Source organism: Cryptosporangium minutisporangium, from assembly GCF_039536245.1.
In the GTDB taxonomy this organism is placed as follows: Bacteria; Actinomycetota; Actinomycetes; order Mycobacteriales; family Cryptosporangiaceae; genus Cryptosporangium; species Cryptosporangium minutisporangium.
Window position 1 is genome coordinate 117,207 of the sequence record NZ_BAAAYN010000001.1, and the last position, 17,763, is coordinate 134,969.

Here is a 17,763-nt window from a genome sequence, read left to right on the forward strand (position 1 = left end):
ACGCGAATTAGTTATGCGCATAACATTATGCGCATAACTAATCCTACCGCGACGTCCCCGAGGAGCTCGATGTGACCGTCAAGGTCGCCGTCATTTACTACAGCGCGACCGGCGCTGCGCACACGCTCGCGCAGGCCGTCGCCGACGGAGCCGCCTCGACGGGTGCCGACGTTCGGCTCCGGCGGGTGGCCGAGTTGGCGCAGGACAGCGCGATCGACCAGAACCCGCGGTGGCGGCGGCACGCCGACGCCACCGCGTCGATCGCTCAGGCCTCGCTCGACGATCTGGTCTGGGCCGACGCCTTCGCCTTCGGAACGCCGACGCGATTCGGCACCCCGGCCGCCCAACTCAAGCAGTTCCTCGACCAGACCGGCGGACTGTGGCGGGACGGCGTGTTGGCCGACAAGCCGGTAACCGCCTTCACCTCGGCGTTCAATCGGCACGGCGGCAGCGAGGCCACGATCCTGTCGCTGGGCAACGTCTTCTACCACTGGGGGTCGCTGATCGTCCCGCCCGGCTTCACCGACCCGGCCGTCGACGCCGCGGGCGGCAACCCCTACGGCACGTCGTTCGTGACCGGCCCGACCGGGACCGACCTCGATGCCCAGGCGCTGGACGCCGCCAGGTACCAGGGACGACGACTGGCCCGGACGACGATCCGCCTGCGGGGGAACGCACCCAATAACGAAGGGGAAGCCCTGGCCGGAATGACGGCGGAAGCGGCGATCCGGACCGGCAGGACCTCGTGACGGAGACCGGTACCGCGACGCGGCCGGCGGCGCCGCGCGCCGCTGCGGCCTGGCTGGTCCTGTCGCTGGCGTGCGCGTGCCAGTTCATGGTGATCTTGGACGCGTCGATCGTGAACGTGGCTCTGCCCTCGATCCGCGCGGATCTCGGCTTCACCCCGACCGGCTTGGCCTGGGTGGTCAACGGATACCTGCTCACGTTCGGCGGGCTCATGTTGCTCGGTGGCCGCGCCGCTGACCTGTTCGGGCAGCGCCGGATGCTGGTCGCCGGGCTGGTGGTGTTCTCCGCCGCGAGCCTGCTCGCCGGGGTGGCGTCCAATCCGGATGCGCTGGTCGCGGCCCGGGCCGTGCAGGGCGCGGGGGCTGCGCTGCTCGCCCCGGCGACGCTCGCGGTGATCACCACCTACTTCACCGAGGAGCGTGCCCGGGCGCGGGCGTTCGGTGCCTGGTCCGCGTCGGGTGGCGTCGGCGGGATGGCCGGCGCGCTGGCGGGTGGCGCCCTCACCACCGGGTTGTCGTGGCGCTGGGTCTTCCTGATCAACGTGCCGATCGGTGCGGTCCTGATCGCCGTGGCCCTCGGGTCGCTGGTCCGCACGCCCGCCGTCCGACACCGATCGCTCGACCTCGCCGGGGCCGTCACCGGGACGGCCGGACTCGCCGCACTGCTGTACGGGGTCACCCAGACCGCCGAGCACGGCTGGTCGACCCGGCCGATCGTCGTGCCGGTCGTGGCTGGCCTGGGCCTGCTCGTCGTGTTCGTCGTGGTGGAGGCCCGTTTCGCCGCCCAGCCGATGGTGCCCCTGCGGCTGTTCCGGCTCCGCGGAGTGGCCGTCGGCAACGGCATGCTGCTGCTCTTCGGAGCCATCGCCATCGCGATGTGGTACTTCACATCGCTGTTCCTGCAGAACGTGCTGGGCTACAGCGCGCTGCGTGCCGGGCTGGGGCAGACACCCGCGGCCGTGATGTTCGTGGTCGTCGCGCGTTCGGCCGCGGCCCTGCTGCCCCGGATCGGCGTGCGCCCCCTGCTGCTCGCCGGCTGCGCCGGTTTCGTGGCCGGGTTCGGCTGGCTGGCCCGGGCCGGCGCGGACAGCGCCTACCTCGCCAGCGTCCTCGGCCCCACCCTGCTCATCGCGGTCGGTATCGGGCTGACGTTCCCCACCCTGATGGCCGCGGCGACCGCAGACGCCCCCGACGGCGACGCGGGAATCGTTGGCGGACTGGCCAACACCGCCAGTCAGGTCGGCGGGTCGTTGGGCCTGGCAGTGCTCGCCACGGCCGGCAGCGCACGCGCCGCGTCGGCAGCCGGAGAATCTGCCGCAGCCTCGGGCTACAGCCTCGATTTCCTGCTGGCGGCCGGACTGGCCGTGGCCATCGCGCTGGCTAGCGTCCTGTTACCGCGGCACCGGCCGGCGCGGGGATAGGCCGCGGCAGGCGTGCCCGGCCGGTCCCGGTGTCGGCGGGTTGTCGCCGACACCGGGACTCCGTCAGACCCGTAGGCACGTGGCCACACCTGGGATCAGCCAGTGCAGACTGCGTCGGATGGGATCGGGTTGGAGGGCGAACGCGGACTCGATCGCCGATTGGCCCTCGGTGAAGTGGCCCCAGCCCTCGTAGTGCACCGGTAGGACCGTGCGGGCCTCGATCAGCTGGCACAGTTCGGCGCCGTCGGCTGCTGTCATCGTGTAGCGCAGCGGGCCGGTCAGGCCGAACTTCACCGCACCCAGGTGCAGCACCATTGTGCCGATGCTGAAGCGCTCGGCCACCTGCCGTACCCCCGAGTAGAGCACCGTGTCACCGGTGATCCACAGCGGGCCGTGCTGCTGTCCCGGCCAGAGCAGGACGAAGCCGGTCACTTCGCCCGCCACTGGCCGACTCAGTGGCGGGCCGTGACGGCATGGGGTCGCGGTGATCTCGATGGTTGGTTTGTCGGGAGCCGTCAGTTCGGTGACGTGCCAGGGCGCGAGCCCGGTGGCCTGGGCGCCGAGCCGCCGTCCACCGGCGATGGTGGTGACGACTCGGTCTGCCGATGGCAGTAGTGCGCGGCCGGTGTCGTCGAGGTTGTCGGCGTGGTGGTCGTGGGTCAGTAGTACAGCGTCGATGTTGCCCAGCGAGTCCGCTGGGATCGCCGGGCCGGTCAGCTTGCGCGACGCCGTGCCCCAGCCGAACTTGTAGGTCCGGCCTGGGGCGTCGAACGTCGGATCGGTGAGGATCCGCCAGCCGGCGACCTCGATCAGCGTGGTCGGGCCGCCGATGTGGGTGATCTGTAGGTCGCTCACCGGGCGTGCCGCAGTGCCCAGTCGAGGACTTCGTCCGCGATCTCCTGCCAACCCTTCTGGGCCGGCAGGAGGTGGGCGTAGCCGTCGTATTCTTGCCGTTCGGTGACGGTATTCGACTTGTAGTGCTTGGCGTTCGACTCCTGGATCGCCGGGGGCATGATGTGGTCCTCGGAGCCGGAGACGAACAGCAGCGGCGCCCGGTTGTCGTTGTGGTAGTCGACCCAGGTGTCTTGGTGTCCGGGCTGGAAGTTGGCCAGGACGCTGCCCCAGAGGATGCCGCCGTTGGCCGGGATGGCGTAGCGCTCCCAGAGCGCCCGGCCCTCCTCCTCGGTGAACGTGTTGGTGAAGGCGTACTGCCACTGCTCGAAGGTCAGCGGCACCACCTTGTGCCGGTTCGCCGGGCTCTTGAGCACCGGGAACGTCGACTTGACCTGGGAGAGTGGCACTACTCGGACGCCCTCGGTGGGTGCGGAGTTCATCGCGACGCCGGCTGCGCCGAAGCCGTGGTCGAGCAGGATCTGCGTGAAGGCGCCGCCGGCCGAGTGGCCGATGATGATCGGCGGCGAGTCCAGCCCGCGGAGCACGTTCTCGTAGTGGTTGATGATCTGCGGCACGGTGGAGTGCAGGATCGGTGTCGGGTCGGCGTTGAGTGCCTCCACCTCGACCTCGTAGCCGGGGTAGGCGGGTGCGAGAACCCGGAAGCCCTTGCTCTCGTAGTGGCTGATCCAGTTCTCCCAGCTGCGCGGGGTGACCCAGAAACCGTGGACGAGGACGATCGTGTCAGGTGCCATGTCAGGCGTCCTTTCCGGAGAGGAAGTCGAGCGGTCGTGGCCGAGTTGGTGGGCCGGCGGCAGCAATGTCGCACCTGGGCGACGGCCGGAGTTTTCTGGTGATGCACAGGGCTGTCGCCTCGCTGCACACCTTCGACATCAGCCGGGAGGGCGGTGGCTGCCCGAGGTCGCAAGGTCGGGGTTCCCGGGTGTGGTCCTCGCCGCGACCAGTTGCCGGGGGGTGACGCCGAAGGCTTCGCGGAACCTGGTGGAGAAGAAGCTCGGGTTCGAAAAGCCCCAGGCGCGGGCGACCGCGGCGATGGTGGCGAACCGGCGATGCGACGCCGTCAGGTCGGTGCGGGCACCGTGCAGGCGCTGCTGGATGATCGACTGTTCCAGGCTCTGCCCCATTGCCTCGTACATTTTGTACAGAGCGCGTAGGGAGATGGCGTTCGCCGCGGCGATACGGGCCGGGGTCAGTTCAGGATCGCGCAGGTGGTTGCGGATGTAGGCCTGGACCCGGGCCTGCATCGAGGACTGCATCGTCTCCCTCAGCCGCCGGTCGTCGCCTGCGGCGGAGACCACCAGCGCCCGCATCAGCTCGGAGGAAGCGGCGCCGAGTGCGGCCGCTCCGGGGCTGTCCGCCAGCTGCTCCGCCTGCGCCGTCACACGGGTGACGTGATCGCGCACCAGCTCGTAGAGCGGGCTGCGTCTCGGCTCACGGGCCGCGGCGTGGATCATGTCCCTGGGGAGACCCAGCTGGTCCACGTCGACGTGCAGCGCGTACGAGGCGCCGCCGCCCTTCCAGCCGTAGACGTAGGGCAAGGACAGATCGACCAGTATCAGATCCCGGGGCCCGAACAGCCGCTCCTCGCGTGCCCACGTCATGTGGTTGTCGGTGCGCATCGGCAGGGCCAACACGATGGACGATTCGTCCGAGGACCGCGAGATGCGCGGTGTGCGGCGCAGGGTGGTACCGGACGCCTCGATGTTGAAGACCTTCGCGGGACCGAAATCGGAGACGGTCATCCTCGCGTGGATCGCCGACGGATCCTCGAACGACGCCATGCTGGCGGAGCAGTTGGCGCTGACCGTGGTCTGGAACGCCTCGGCGCGTTCTCCGGCTGGCAGTGACTGTGTATCGAGAACGAGCACGATTCGAACTCCCTTTCGCACCTGACGGTGCGAAAGGTAATTTCAGCGCTCTGGTTTCTGACCGGCCCTGCGTGCACGAATGTTTCCCACAGTGCACGATCAGGAGGGCGGCGTCTCCTCGTGCGAGCGTCGCCACCGGCCCGGCGAGACGCCGTAGCGGGCCTTGAACCGTCGGGCGAAGTGCGTTGAATCCCGGAACCCCCAGCGGTGAGCGATCACGGCGACCGGCACATCCCGCTTGTCCGGCTGGCGCAAGTCGTGCCACACGTTCTGAAGCCGCTGGCTGATGATCCACTGTTCGAGGCTGATCTCGGCCTCCGCGCACACCTTGTACAGCTGTCGCAGCGAGACGTTGTGCGCCGCGGCGATGCGGCCGGGCGTGAGATCCGGGTCAGCGAGGTGCTGGCGCACATATGTGCGCACGCGGGTGAGGAGAGTCTCGGCGAGCACCTGGCTCGTGAGCCGCCCACTGCGGTCCGCGGACACCAGCAGCGCCCGAGCCAGCTCGACGCTGGTGGTGGCGATGATCGCCGCCGCGGGATCCGCCGTGATCCCCGCCGGATCCCTCGTGAGGTTCCTGATGTGGTCGGTGACCATCCGGTAGAGGGGACTGGCTCGTAGCCGCGGGATGGCGTGCCGGATGACGTCGATCGGCAGTCCGAGCTGGTCACTGGGGATCTGGATACAGCCGGCCGCTCCTTCACCCGACCACGAGTAGTCGTAGGGCCCGGACAGGTCCACGGCGAGGAGTTCGCCCGGGGGGACCACCTGCAGGTAATTGCGCTGCTCGAGGTGGCCATGGGCGCTTCGCTGGACGGACAGCGCGACGACCGGCATCGCGTCCTGCCTGGCGAGTTTCGCCGTGCGTAGCAGGCGGATACCGGACGACCGGCTGAGGAAGATGTTGGCGTTGCCCAGATCCCACAGTTCCATCCGGCAGAAAACGTCACCGTCGGGATCCTCATGGATGACGTGGCACGGCGCCGACGCGTACATCATCGCGGTGTAGACCGCCTCGATACGATCTGAGGGCATTATGTCCGCTGTGTCGAGAATATACGACATAGGTTCCGCTTCTGCTTTGCGCGCGCCTGATCCAAAAGGATAGGTCAAGCGTCGCTGGGAGACCGAACCAGCTCGACGAAGGCCGTGGCCGCCGGCGTCGGCCGGTTGTCCCAGATCAGGTGCTCCACCCGCCGGGGCGCGTCGCGGAGCCGGATGAGGCGTAGGTCGGGGAAGCGCGGCACGTACGCGGCAGGCAGGAGGCCCACTCCGAGGCCCTGCCGCACCAGATCGACCAGGAAGTCAGCCGACGAGACCTCGAACGGCACCTCACGTCGTATCCCCGCCGCCGCGAAGGCTTGGTCGGACTGCGCTCGTCCGGCCGCTCCGGCGCGGAAGTCGATGAACGGCTCGTCCGCCAGGCTCTGCAGGTCCACCTCGGTCTCCGTCCGGTGGTGATCCGGTGCGACCACGGCGACCAACTCGCCTCCCCCGAGCCGGAGACTCTGGACGCCTTTCGGCTCCGCGCCGAGCGGCAGCCCGAGGAACGCGACGTCCACGGCGCCCCGCCGGACCCGCTCGATCAAATCGTCGCTGCCCGCCGAGGTGAGCGTGATGTGCACCTTCGGCCAGCGGAGCCGGTAGTCCTTCAGCGCGACCGGCACGTTGACGGCCGCGACCGTGGGAATCGCGCCGACGGCCAGGCGCCCGCGGATCTCGCCGGTCGCGGCCGCCACCTCGCTTCGTGCCCGGTCCGCGGCTTCCAGGCACTCCAGCGCCGCGGGCAGGAACGCCTCGCCAGCGGCGGTCAGCCGAACCCGCCGACTGGTCCGCTCGAACAACCGAGCACCCAGTTCCCGCTCCAACCCGGCGATCTGGTGACTGAGTGCGGACTGCACCACATGGCAGCGCTCAGCCGCGCGCGTGAAGTTCCGGGTCTCCGCGACCGCGACGACGTATCTCAGCTGCTGCAGCTCCACCCGACCATCATGCACAGCGATTGATATCGATGAGAACTATGCGTTGGACTCATTGATCGCGCCTCGCCAGGCTGACGACCGTGACAATCCTCGAAAAGACCTCGTCCTCGGCCGTGCGGCCATGGCTGGGCGTCGCAGCCATCACGGCGAGTCTGTTCGTCTTCCTCACCACCGAGTTGATGCCGATCGGCCTGCTCACTCCGCTGAGCACCAGTTTGAGCGTGTCGGTCGGGCTCGCCGGGCTGATGGTCACCCTGTACGGGGTCTCGGCCGGCCTGGGCGTGCCGTTCCTCGCGGCGTGGACCAGGCGCGTCAACCGGCGGGTCCTGCTGTCGGTGTTGTTGGCGGTGCTGGTGCTGGGAAACCTGATCACCGCGGCCTCGCCGAGCTATCCGGTGGTCCTGACGACCCGCCTCGTCATGGGATTCGCCAGCGGGGTGTTCTGGGCGATCGGCGTCAGCATGGCGATGCGCCTGGTTGCCGGACGTCAGGCGAGCAGGGCGGCCGCGATCGTCATGTCCGGTATCTCGATCGCCGCCGTGGTGGGAATACCGCTGGGTACCTATCTGGAGAGCCTCACCGGCTGGCGGACCACCTTCCTCATCTGGTCCGGTCTCAGCGCCCTGGTGTTCCTGGCGGTCGCCGTCACGATCCCGTCACTGCCGTCGGACAACGCGGTTCCGGTCCGGGAGGTCTTCCGACTCCCCCGCACGAACGTGCGGCTGCGCCTGGTCCTGCTCACCGTGGTCCTGTTCGTGCTCGGCCATTTCGGCGCGTACACGTTCGTGCGGCCGTTCCTGGAGGACCACGCGTCCGCCACGCCCGGCTTCATCACGTTCGTGCTGATGATCTACGGCGTCGGCGGCGCAGCGGGGAACTTCGTCGCCGGATTCACCACGACCAACCGGCTGCGGGGCAGCTTCCTCGTCGGCTGCGCGGGACTCGTCCTGTCCTTGCTGTTGCTGCTGGCGATCGGCGACAGCCGGGCCGGTGCGATCGTGTCGCTGGCGCTGTGGGGACTCTGCTTCGGCGTCGTGCAGCTGTGCCAGGTCACCATGACGCAGCGTGCCGCACCGGAGACCTTCGAAGCCGCGATGTCGCTCAACACCATGGCCTACAACACGTCCATCGCGATCGGAGCGCTGGTCGGTGGAGTGTTCGTCGACCATGTGAGCGTGGCGAGCGTCGTCTGGTTCGGGGTCGCGCTGACGGGTGCCTCGCTGCTCCTCACGCTCAGCGCGGGGCGGAACTCCGCGGGCGCTACCGGAGGCGGCGTGGCGCCGTGATGATGGTGCGGTGGATCTGATCACCGTCCCGTTCAACTCGTCGGGTGCGACGGCCGGAGTCGCACGGGCGCCGTCGGCCCTGCTCGACGCCGGGCTGCTCGCCGCGCTTCCGGGCGCCCGGGTGGTCGCGGCGGACGTACCGGTCGCCGACCCGGCCCGCGGCCCGAGTGGCCTGGCCGCGGAGGACGCACTGGCCGCGATGGTGACGTCGGTGTCCGAGCGGGTGCTGGAAGCCTGGGCCGCCGATCGGGTTCCCGTCCTACTGGGCGGTGACTGCCCGGTGCTGCTCGGCGCACTCGTCGCCGCCGAGCGCCGGAACTACGGCGCCGGGCTGGTCTTCGTCGACGGGCACGAAGACGCCTGGGACCCGCATCGCTCCCCCACCGGGGAAGCCGCCGACAGCGAGATCGCCCTCGCGCTCGGGTGGGCGTCGGCGCCCCCGGCGCTGGCACCGGTGCTGCCGTGCCTGCGCCCATCGGACCTCGTGCAGCTCGGCCCCCGCGACGCCGACGACCTGGCCGACGGCGGCCAGCCGAGCATCGCCGACCGCGTGGAGCTGCTCAACGGGGACCGCCTCGCCGCTCCGGACGGCGTCGCGATCGGACACCGGATGGCGGCGGCGCTCGTCACGAGGGTTCAGCACTGGTGGCTGCACGTGGATCTGGACGTCCTGAGCACGCAGGCACTGTCCGCCGTGGACTACCCGCAGCCCGGCGGACTGTCCTGGGAGCAGCTGGAAGCCCTCACCGAGACCCTGCTCGGCATCGGCGGCTGCGGCGGCCTGAGCGTCTGCATTTACAACCCCGACCTCGACGGCGGTGCGGCCGCCGGACGGATCGCGGAGTACGTCGCCGGTGCCGCACGTCTGGTGGAAAGGCACGCCGCCGACTCCTGAGCGCGCGGTTATGGTGGAACTGGACAAGGTTGTAGCCACCGCCCCTGACCGTCCGGGGGAAAGGCGGCAGGTTCCCGTCAGGGCGGCCCGAGGGCCGCCGTGCGCGATTTCCGCAGTCGTTCCGTCGTTTTTGGTCTCTGGACCGTCTTCTTCGTCAACGGGGCAGTTCTCTCGAGTTGGGCCCCGCGGATCCCCGAAGTGCAGCACAGCCTTCGGCTCACCGACGGCGAGCTGGGCCTCGCCTTGTTCGGGGTCGCCGCCGGATCGGTGCCCGCGCTGCTCCTCACCGCCCGGCTGCTCCGGTCCCTGCGGTCCGGTGCGGTCAGCGTGGTCACCGCGCTGATCTTCGGTGGGTCGCTGCCCCTGATCGGCGCCGCCGGTGACGCCGGGCAGCTGACCGCGGTACTCGTGGTGCTCGGCGCGGCCAGCGGCGTCCTCGACGTCGCGATGAATACCTCAGCCGTCATCCATCAGCAGCGGACCGGCCGTCGGGTGCTGTCCCGGCTCCACGGGGGATACAGCCTCGGTGTGCTCGCCGGGGCCGGCGGGGGTGTGGTCGCGGCGCAGGTCGGCGCCACGGTCACCGAGCATCTCACCGCGGCTGCGGTGCTCCTGGTCGCCGCCGCGCTGACGACCGCGCCCCTGCTCTGGCCGACCGGCCGTCCGACCACCGTCGCGCGGCAGCCGGCGAACGTCGAGCGCCCGCCGGCGAACGTCCGGCGCGCGGCGCGGATCCCGCTGACCACCGCCCTGCTCGCCGTCTGCGGCCTGTTCGTCGAGGGCCTGGTCCTCGACTGGTCGGCGCTGCTGGTCGTCCGCGACCTCGGCGGATCACGCTCCTCGGCCGCCACCGGTCTCGCCCTCTTCAGCCTGGCGATGTTCATGTCGCGTACGGCGGGCGACGCCGCTCTCCACCGCTTCGGAGAGCGCCGAGTGCTGACCGTCGGCGCGGTGGTTCTGGGAACCCTGACGCCGGTCGCGTGCTTCGCCGGTCAGCCCGTCGGCATGGTCGTGGCGATCGGCGCCTGCGGGCTGGCGCTCGGTCCGGTCTTTCCGTTGGCGGTGCACCGCGCAGGCCGCTCGGACCCGGCGCGGACCGCGGTGATGGCCGCACGAGTCAGCGCCGTCGGCTACCTCGCGTACCTCACCGGGCCACCGGCGGTCGGCCTCCTCGCCGACACCGTCGGCCTTCCGGTCACCTTCGCCGCGGCCACCCTCGTGAGCTGTGCCGGGATCCTCTGTTCCCGGCGTGCGGCGCGGGAGACGGTCGGCGCCGAACCGTGAGGCGCGGCGTCCCCCGGAGTGCGGTGTGCACTCCGGGGGACGTGCGCCGTCCGGGCACTCAGCGCAGAACCGTCACCGGCTCGAGCGGCGCCTCGGCCGGCACGTCCGGCTTCGGCTGCCCCAGCCTCGGCAGGCGGCGGTCCAGCCAGCCCGGCAGCCACCAGTTGGCGCGGCCCATCAGCGTCATGGCGGCGGGCACGAACACCAGCCGGACCAGGGTGGCGTCGAGCAGGACGGCCGTCGCCAGGCCGAGCCCGAGCATCCGGGACAGCGGCGACGGGCTGAACACGAACGCGAGGAACACCGCCGTCATGATCAGCGCGGCCGACGTGATGACCCGGCCCGTGCCGGCGATGCCCCGGGCGACCGACCCGACCGCGTCACCGCTCTGCAGGTACGCCTCGCGGATGCGGGAGAGCAGGAACACCTCGTAGTCCATCGAGAGACCGAAGAGGACGGCGAAGAAGATCGTCGGCAGCGGTGAGGCGATCGGGATCGTCTCGTCCAGGCCGAACAGGTCCTTCAGCCAGCCCCACTGGAACACCGCGACGATGACGCCGTACGCGCCGCCGATCGACAGCAGGTTCATCAGCACGGCCTTGAGCGGCACGACGATCGAGCGGAATACCACCATCAGTAGCAGGAACGACGCGATCAGGATCCCGCCGATGAAGATCGGCAGCGAGCGCGCGAGCTGGCGGGTCAGGTCGTCGGTGAGTGCCGTGAGCCCGGCGATCGCGACGTTCTCCGGCGCCAGGTCGCGGAGGCGTTCGAGTGTGTCCGAGGTGGCCGCGTCGGAGGGCGGCGTGTGGGTGAGAACCCGGAGGACGACCGTGTCCCCGCCGGGCGAGGTGACCGGTTCCCCGACCGAAGCGACGCCGGGGTCGGCGGCGATGCGGCGCGCCAGCGCGTCGAGATCGCCGGCGCCGGCGCCCGAATCGCGCAGGTCCACCACCACCAGCAGAGGACCGTTGACACCCGGTCCGAACCCTTCGGCCAGCAGGTCGTAGGCGCGCCGGTGGCTGATGCTCGTCGAGTCGTCGCCGGCATCGGGAAACGCGGTCCGCATGCTCAGCGCCGGTGCGGCGAGCGTGAGCAGCACAACGGTGGCGGCGAGCAGGTAGCGCACCGGTCGCCGGGAGACGTGCCGGGCCAGCCGTCCCCACGCTCCCTCCTCCGGGGAACGGGTCGTCCGCCGGGTCAGCGGAACACGGCCGCGGTCGATGCGGTCCCCGAGCAGCGACAGGATCGCCGGGAGCAGCGTCAGCGCGGCCAGCACGGCAGCGAGCACGACCAGCGCGGTGCCGAGCCCGATCGAGATCAGGAAGCCGATACCGGTCAGCGGGAGCGCCGCCATCGCCACCACGACCGTGCCGCCGGCGAACAGCACGGAGGTACCCGCCGTCCCCATCGCGTCACCGAGCGCCGACGCGTTGTCCCGCCCCTCGGACCGGCTCTCCCGGTACCGGGCGGTGATGAACAGCGCGTAGTCGATGCCGACGCCGAGCCCGATCATCGCCGCGATCGTCGGAGCGGCGGTGGAAACGTCCATCGTGTTGGCGAGCAGCGCGATCCCCCCGAGGCCGCCACCGACCACGAGTAGCGCCAGCCCGATCGGGATCAGCGCGGCGACCACGGTGCCGAAGGCGATCAGCAGCACGATCAGCGCCGCGAGCAACCCGACCGCCTCGGCGCCCGAGGTCGCGCTCTCCGCGTTGATGAAGGCCGCATCCCCGCCCAGCTCGGCGGTGAGACCGGCCCGGCGAGCCAGCGCCAGGGCGTCCGCGACGGCCGTGATCGGCGCCGGGCCCAGTTCCGTCGTGGGGCGGTCGAACGTGATCTCGGCGTAGCCGACCCGCCCGTCGGGCGAGACGGTGCCGGCCGCGAACGGGTCCGCCACGGCGGCCACGTCCTCGACGTCCGCGATCCGGTCGACCGCGGCCTCGACGGCCGCCCGATGACTCGCCAGGTCGTCGTCGACCGCGAAGACGGCGCTGGCGACGCCGTCGGCCGCTTCCGGGAACCGTTCCTCGAGGAGCTGCGTCGCGCGCTCGCTCTGGCTACCCGGTGCGACGAAGTCGTCGGCGAACGAACCACCGACCGTGCTGCCCAACCCGAGCAGGACGGCCGTAGCGACCGCCCAGGCGAAGAGAGTGATCCACGGCCTGCGGGCGCTGGCCGAGCCGAGGCGCCGAGTGAAGGAATTCATGGCCGTCAGCGTGGGCGCCGGGCCCGGGCGCCGTCGCCCGGCGCGGGACGGGCCGGACGCTCCCCCGCCGGGCGGGACGCCGCAGGTGGCGCCTCCCCCGCGCGACGGAGAGCAGGCTCTGCCCCCAGGCGGATGCGACTCGGCCCGCCCGGCCATACCGTGCTCAGCAGCAGAGCAGATCCGGAGGAACGATGAAGCTGACCGGCCCGTTCGCGCGCTGGCCGCGGGGTTCGGACGCGGTGCTGGCCGTCGTGCTGTTCGTCGCGGCGGTGCTGGTGATGGAAGGCCCCGGCGATTCGTTGCGGGTGCGGCCGGTCACCGACGTTCCGCTCGCGGTACTCCTCGTCCTGGCGGTAGCGGCGGCGGCGCTCTACCGGCGGCGGCGTGCGCCGGTACCGGTGCTGGGAGTCGTGCTCGCGTGCTGGTTGCTGCTCCTGTTCACCCGCGACTACAGCATCGGCTTCATCATGATCGCCGCGCTGTACAGCGTCGGCCGGTACGAGACGAGCAACCGGAAGGGAGCGGCCGGGCTCGCGGCCGCGCTCGTGCTGCTCCTCCTCGACGGTGTCGTCCGGTCCGAGCCCTGGAGTGGGACCAGCTTCGGTGTCGTGTTCCTGTTCGTCACCTGGTACATCGGGCGGCGCCTGCGACTGCGCAAGGACCTCGCCGAGCAGCGACAACGCCAGCGCACGGACGAGTTGCGGCGGATCGTCGCGGAGGAGCGCACCCACATCGCCCGTGAGCTGCACGACGTCGTCGCCCACCAGGTGAGCATGATGACGGTGCAGGCCGGGGCGGCCCAGGCCGTCGCCGCTACCGACCCGGACGGCGCCCGGCAGGCGATGGCCGCGGTCGAGCAGGCCGGGCGCCAGACGCTGGACGAGCTGCGGCACCTGCTGGGTGTCCTCCGGCCGCAGCCCGAGCGCGACGGCACCGGCCCGCAGCCCGGGCTCGCCGACCTGCCCCGGCTCATCGACCAGGTCAGCGCCGCCGGGCTGGACGTCCGCATCACCGACGACCTGCGGAGCCCGCTCCCCACCCGGGTGCAGTTGTCGGCCTACCGCATCGTTCAGGAAGCATTGACCAACGTGCTGAAACACGCCGGGACCGGCACCCGGGCCGACGTGCACCTCCGAGAGGACGGAACCGACGTGGTCATCGAGGTCACCGACTCCGCCGCCCCGGCGTCGGCCCAGCCGCAGGCGGCGGGGCACGGCATCGTCGGCATGCGCGAGCGCGCGACCCTGCTCGGTGGCTCCCTGGAGGCCGGCTCCTGCCCCGGGGGCGGTTTCCGCGTCGTCGCCCGCTTCCCGCGGGACGGAGTGCCCGCGTGAGCATCCGCGTCGTCGTCGCCGACGACCAGGCACTGGTCCGCGGCGGGTTCAGCATGATCCTGCGGACCCACGCCGACATCGACGTCGTGGCCGAGGCCGGTACCGGGCTGGAGGCCGTCGCGGCCGCGGAAGAGCACCATCCGGACGTCATCCTGATGGACATCCGCATGCCCGAGCTCGACGGCCTGGAAGCGACCGCGCGGATCCTGGCCGCCGCGGACTGGCCGGTCCGGGTCCTCATCCTGACGACGTTCGACCCGGACGAGTACGTCTACCGGGCGCTACGTGCCGGTGCCAGCGGCTTCGTGCTCAAGGACATTCCGCCGGCGGAGCTGGCCACCGCCGTCCGGACCGTCGCGGGCGGTGGTGCGCTGATCGCCCCGTCGATCACCCGCCGCCTGATCGCCCGCTTCGCTGCGCGCCCTGGTGTCAACACCGTTGTCGCCGAGCGCGCGCAGCGGCTCACCGATCGGGAGCGGGACATCGTCGTCGCGGTCGCGCGCGGCGCCACGAACACCGAGATCGCCGAGCGGCTGTTCGTCGGGCCGGCCACGGTCAAGTCGCACGTCTCGAACATCCTGACGAAGCTGGGCCTCCGCGACCGCGCGCAGATCGTCGTCTTCGCCTACGAGAGCGCGCTGGTCGAGCCCGGCGATCACGACATCGGCCGGTGAGACTGCTCCGCCCCGGGCTGAGGTATCACCGCCGCCACGAGCTGCGCGTGGCCCGCCGCCGTACCGATTCCGGCCCGAGCGGCCGGGTGGTCGCGGTAGTAGCGGATCGCGTGCGCGAGGAACGCGGGATCGATGAGGATTCGCCGGGTGTCCAGCCGGTAGCGGCTGTACCCGGGGGGTGAGAGCTGCCTCGCTCCGTTCGCGGTCGGGTGTCCGAAATCGACCAGCAGCCAGATCGCTCTCTCGCCGGTCGGCGACGGTCCGCCCGGGGCCAGCGCATCCCACGCGAACGTGTACGCCCGGGCTTGGAGCAGTCCGCTAGTCCAGCGGACGAACAGCTCACCGGGGTGAGGACGAGGAACGGCCGGCGGAACAGCGTGAACCAGGTGGCGGCCGCCACTGCTCCGATGGCCGCAAGCACCGAGGCCGCGACGAAGGATGCGGGAAGCGCCGAATCCCCGCTCGGGGTCCGGTCGAGGACCACCAGCACGGTCGCCAGGGCGGCGAACACCGGGACCGGGGCATGGTCGATCGGTGGAACCGCGCCCACGAAGGCTGGTCGTCCCCGTACGCGGCCGAGCTGGAACGCGGTGGGACGTCGTCGGGACGCCGACCGGAACAGGGCGGCGTGCACCGCGAAGAGGAGCAGGGCCACCGCACCGGGCCCCAGGAACATCAAGGTGTTCTCGTAGCGGGCGCCGTCGAGGCGGGGCGCCAGCATGAGTCTCAGCGCGATCGCCGCACCGAACGCGACCACACCGAGGCCGAGGGCGACGATGCGGCTGTGCTGCTGTGTTCTCGCGACGTCCGCCGGGTCGGTCGTGGGCATGGAGGAACCGTAATATGCGACGATTCTGCGGGTGACCACCACCTCCGCCGCGCAGCAACTGCGGGATCTCGCGCGGCTACGGCGTGTGCGCGACCGGATCGACCGGGACTACGCGCAGCCGCTGGACGTCGAGGCGCTCGCCCGCGGCGTGAACATGTCGGCGGGGCACCTGAGCCGGGAATTCCGACGGGCGTACGGAGAGTCGCCGTACTCGTACCTGATGACGCGGCGGATCGAGCGTGCGATGGCGCTGCTGCGCCGGGGCGACTTGAGCGTGACCGACGTGTGTTTCGAGGTCGGCTGCTCGTCGTTGGGAACGTTCAGCACCCGCTTCACCGAGCTGGTCGGGATGCCGCCCAGCACCTACCGGCGGGAGGCCGCGGAGGCGACCGCGGGGATGCCCTCCTGCGTCGCGAAGCAAGTCACCCGACCGGTCCGGAACCGCGACGCACCCGCCGGCACGTCGTAGCGCGGTCTGATCCCGGGGGTGGCGTCGGAGCGGGGCGAGAATTCGGCTGGCCGGGCGCGATGAGTTCGGCGCGTGGGCGCGGTCTCCACTGCGAAACACCGACCCGCACGAGGAGAGGCCGCGCCATGACCCCCACCCAGTACGCCACCGTCCTCCCGTCCGAGCAGATCGCCGCCGCCGTCCGCACCGAGCGTCTGCGCCTCTGCGACTACCTGGACCGGCTGGACGACGCCGCCTGGGCCGTGCAGTCGCTGTGCTCGGAGTGGACCGTGCGCGAGGTGGTCGCCCACCTGACGACCACCACCCGGACGACGGTGTTCACGGTGCTCAAGGGTGCGATCAAAGCCCGGGGCAGCTTCCACCGGATGGAGGCCGACACGGCGCACGACCGGGCTGCCCGCTTCTCGCCGGCGCAGCTCGTCGCCCAGCTGCGGGAGAGCGCGGAGTCCTCCCGCCGGACGCCGTTCAGCAGCGCGATGGATCCACTGATGGACATCCTCGTCCACGGCCAGGACATCGCCCGGCCGGTGGGCAGGAGCCACCCGATGCGGGTGGAGGTGACGCTCCCGGCGCTGGCCTACGTCGCGACCAACCGTTTCCTCGGCGGTCCGGCGCGGATCGCGGGCCTCCGGCTGAGCACGACCGACGCGAATTGGTCGACCGGCGACGGCCCGGTGGTGCGGGGAACCGCCGAGAACCTGCTGCTGGCGGCGGCCGGGCGCGCGGCCGGGCTGGCGTTCCTGGAGGGGCCCGGCGTCGACCGCCTCACCGATCGGCTCGCCGCGGGATGACCCGCACGGTCAGTCCTCGACGACCCGCATCCCCAGCGCCATCGCGACGACCACGGCCTGGGACGCGCTGATCAGCGCCTGACGGACCTCGGTCACCGCCGGATCGAGGGCCGACAGGTCGCTGCCGCGCAGATCACAGCCGGTGAGGTCGGCGCCGTGCAGCCACGCGGCGGACAGGTCGACGTCGCGCAGCGTGCCGTTCCGGTAGCGGACTCCGGTGAGGTCCGCCTCACGCATCCGCACACCGGTGAAGGAGGCCCGGCTCAGGTCGGCACCCGGCATCCCCACGAACGACCAGTCGCCGCCGGTCACCGTCATCAGCTCGAACGTGCACCGGTCGAACATGCTGCCGGTGAGCTTGCAGTCGGCGAATGTGGCGTCGAAGAAGTTCCCGGTGGTGAACGTGCAGTTGACGAACGCCACGTCCGCCAGCTCCGCGCAGTTGAAGCGGGCGTTGCGGAACGTGCAGTCGGAGAACTCCACGTTCCGCAGCGTCGCTTCGCAGAGATCGAGGCCGACGAACGCCACCCGCTCGTGCCGGTCGCGCTCGCCGACGCCCTGGTCCCAGTCTTCGGTGTGGACGGTGCTGACGGTCTCCGGGGCGGGGAGACCGTGCTTGCGCTCAGCCATGTCCGAACCGTAGGACCCGGCTACGACACTTCCCTATCCGGCGGTGCCCGCCCGGGCCAGCTCGAACGGCAGCCGGTCGAAGATGAACCGGTTGGCAACGATCTTGCCGTCCCGGACGGTCACGCACTCGGCGGCCGGTGCGCTGCCCACGAGCGCCGAGGCGGTGTCGTAGACGATGATCGCGCGCTCGTCGTCCCCGTAGGCGGCGATCAGGCTGGTGCTGCGGAGTGCGCGCGCGAACGGTTCGACGAACGCACGGTAGGCCGCGGCACCGTCGATGCGGCCGACGGGTGCGTCGCACACCACGTCGTCGGCGAGGTAGGTGAGGGCGTCGTCGAGATCACCGCTCGTCCAGGCCCGGTAGTAGCTCAGTGCAACGGTCACAGCGGCACCCTGCTGGTCGGTCATCGCGTCTCCCACTGGTGAGGGTTCG

Annotated in this window: 18 protein-coding genes; 9 read left to right on the top strand and 9 right to left on the bottom strand. The window is 70.9% G+C overall.

Annotation, left to right across the window (positions count from 1 at the left end; translation table 11 throughout):
- The first annotated feature begins 71 nt into the window (after positions 1-71).
- Positions 72-749: an NAD(P)H:quinone oxidoreductase gene (gene wrbA, locus ABEB28_RS00665; protein ID WP_345725921.1), complete on the top strand. Its 678-nt coding sequence runs from the start codon at positions 72-74 to the stop codon at positions 747-749.
- On the top strand, positions 746-2,167 hold the full coding sequence (locus ABEB28_RS00670) for an MFS transporter (RefSeq protein WP_345725922.1): 1,422 nt from the start codon (positions 746-748) through the stop codon (positions 2,165-2,167). The genes wrbA and ABEB28_RS00670 overlap by 4 nt, the downstream gene beginning before the upstream one ends.
- A gap of 63 nt (positions 2,168-2,230) precedes the next feature.
- Here ABEB28_RS00670 and ABEB28_RS00675 read toward each other — a convergent pair whose 3' ends face one another.
- From ABEB28_RS00675 to ABEB28_RS00695, 5 genes are all read right to left on the bottom strand, one after another.
- The gene (locus tag ABEB28_RS00675) at positions 2,231-3,022 is read right to left on the bottom strand and encodes an MBL fold metallo-hydrolase (protein WP_345725923.1); all 792 of its coding nucleotides are present in this window, start codon (positions 3,020-3,022) and stop codon (positions 2,231-2,233) included.
- Positions 3,019-3,813 (bottom strand): alpha/beta hydrolase, encoded by a 795-nt coding sequence (locus ABEB28_RS00680; protein ID WP_345725924.1) that lies wholly within the window; start codon positions 3,811-3,813, stop codon positions 3,019-3,021. The genes ABEB28_RS00675 and ABEB28_RS00680 overlap by 4 nt, the downstream gene beginning before the upstream one ends.
- A 138-nt stretch (positions 3,814-3,951) precedes the next feature.
- Positions 3,952-4,947, bottom strand: coding sequence for an AraC-like ligand-binding domain-containing protein (locus ABEB28_RS00685; protein ID WP_345725925.1), 996 nt, complete (start codon positions 4,945-4,947; stop codon positions 3,952-3,954).
- A gap of 99 nt (positions 4,948-5,046) precedes the next feature.
- Positions 5,047-5,982 carry a helix-turn-helix domain-containing protein gene (locus ABEB28_RS00690; protein ID WP_345725926.1) on the bottom strand — a complete coding sequence of 312 codons (936 nt, stop codon included), beginning with the start codon at positions 5,980-5,982 and terminating at the stop codon, positions 5,047-5,049.
- Positions 5,983-6,056: 74 nt separating this feature from the next.
- On the bottom strand, positions 6,057-6,929 hold the full coding sequence (locus tag ABEB28_RS00695; protein ID WP_345725927.1) for a LysR family transcriptional regulator: 873 nt from the start codon (positions 6,927-6,929) through the stop codon (positions 6,057-6,059).
- An 80-nt stretch (positions 6,930-7,009) separates the two neighbouring features.
- Here ABEB28_RS00695 and ABEB28_RS00700 point away from each other — a divergent pair, with 80 nt between their 5' ends.
- The 3 genes from ABEB28_RS00700 to ABEB28_RS00710 all read left to right on the top strand — a co-directional run bounded on the left by ABEB28_RS00700 (position 7,010) and on the right by ABEB28_RS00710 (position 10,394).
- Positions 7,010-8,215: an MFS transporter gene (locus ABEB28_RS00700; protein ID WP_345725928.1), complete on the top strand. Its 1,206-nt coding sequence runs from the start codon at positions 7,010-7,012 to the stop codon at positions 8,213-8,215.
- Between the two features lie 10 nt (positions 8,216-8,225).
- The gene (locus ABEB28_RS00705; protein ID WP_345725929.1) at positions 8,226-9,110 is read left to right on the top strand and encodes an arginase family protein; all 885 of its coding nucleotides are present in this window, start codon (positions 8,226-8,228) and stop codon (positions 9,108-9,110) included.
- Between the two features lie 198 nt (positions 9,111-9,308).
- Positions 9,309-10,394, top strand: coding sequence for an MFS transporter (locus tag ABEB28_RS00710; RefSeq protein WP_345725930.1), 1,086 nt, complete (start codon positions 9,309-9,311; stop codon positions 10,392-10,394).
- Between the two features lie 58 nt (positions 10,395-10,452).
- On the opposite strand, the gene ABEB28_RS00715 is transcribed toward ABEB28_RS00710, so the two are convergent.
- On the bottom strand, positions 10,453-12,603 hold the full coding sequence (locus ABEB28_RS00715; protein ID WP_345725931.1) for an MMPL family transporter: 2,151 nt from the start codon (positions 12,601-12,603) through the stop codon (positions 10,453-10,455).
- Between the two features lie 191 nt (positions 12,604-12,794).
- Here ABEB28_RS00715 and ABEB28_RS00720 point away from each other — a divergent pair, with 191 nt between their 5' ends.
- Both ABEB28_RS00720 and ABEB28_RS00725 read left to right on the top strand, forming a co-directional pair.
- Positions 12,795-13,937, top strand: a complete 1,143-nt coding sequence (locus ABEB28_RS00720) for a sensor histidine kinase (RefSeq protein ID WP_345725932.1) — start codon at positions 12,795-12,797, stop codon at positions 13,935-13,937.
- Entirely contained in the window at positions 13,934-14,611 is a 678-nt protein-coding gene (locus ABEB28_RS00725) for a response regulator transcription factor (protein WP_345725933.1), read from the top strand. The genes ABEB28_RS00720 and ABEB28_RS00725 overlap by 4 nt, the downstream gene beginning before the upstream one ends.
- Positions 14,612-14,636: 25 nt before the next feature.
- Here the strand turns inward: ABEB28_RS00725 and ABEB28_RS00730 are convergent, their stop codons facing one another.
- On the bottom strand, positions 14,637-15,440 hold the full coding sequence (locus ABEB28_RS00730; protein WP_345725934.1) for a hypothetical protein: 804 nt from the start codon (positions 15,438-15,440) through the stop codon (positions 14,637-14,639).
- Positions 15,441-15,471: 31 nt separating this feature from the next.
- Between ABEB28_RS00730 and ABEB28_RS00735 the strand changes: the two genes are divergently transcribed.
- Both ABEB28_RS00735 and ABEB28_RS00740 read left to right on the top strand, forming a co-directional pair.
- Positions 15,472-15,909: a helix-turn-helix transcriptional regulator gene (locus ABEB28_RS00735; RefSeq protein ID WP_345725935.1), complete on the top strand. Its 438-nt coding sequence runs from the start codon at positions 15,472-15,474 to the stop codon at positions 15,907-15,909.
- A gap of 125 nt (positions 15,910-16,034) precedes the next feature.
- Positions 16,035-16,700 carry a maleylpyruvate isomerase family mycothiol-dependent enzyme gene (locus ABEB28_RS00740; RefSeq protein ID WP_345725936.1) on the top strand — a complete coding sequence of 222 codons (666 nt, stop codon included), beginning with the start codon at positions 16,035-16,037 and terminating at the stop codon, positions 16,698-16,700.
- Positions 16,701-16,709: 9 nt separating this feature from the next.
- Here ABEB28_RS00740 and ABEB28_RS00745 read toward each other — a convergent pair whose 3' ends face one another.
- Both ABEB28_RS00745 and ABEB28_RS00750 read right to left on the bottom strand, forming a co-directional pair.
- Entirely contained in the window at positions 16,710-17,330 is a 621-nt protein-coding gene (locus ABEB28_RS00745; protein ID WP_345725937.1) for a pentapeptide repeat-containing protein, read from the bottom strand.
- A 33-nt stretch (positions 17,331-17,363) separates the two neighbouring features.
- A complete protein-coding gene (locus ABEB28_RS00750; RefSeq protein ID WP_345725938.1) occupies positions 17,364-17,738 on the bottom strand; it encodes a nuclear transport factor 2 family protein in 375 nt (124 codons plus the stop codon).
- Positions 17,739-17,763 lie beyond the last annotated feature (25 nt).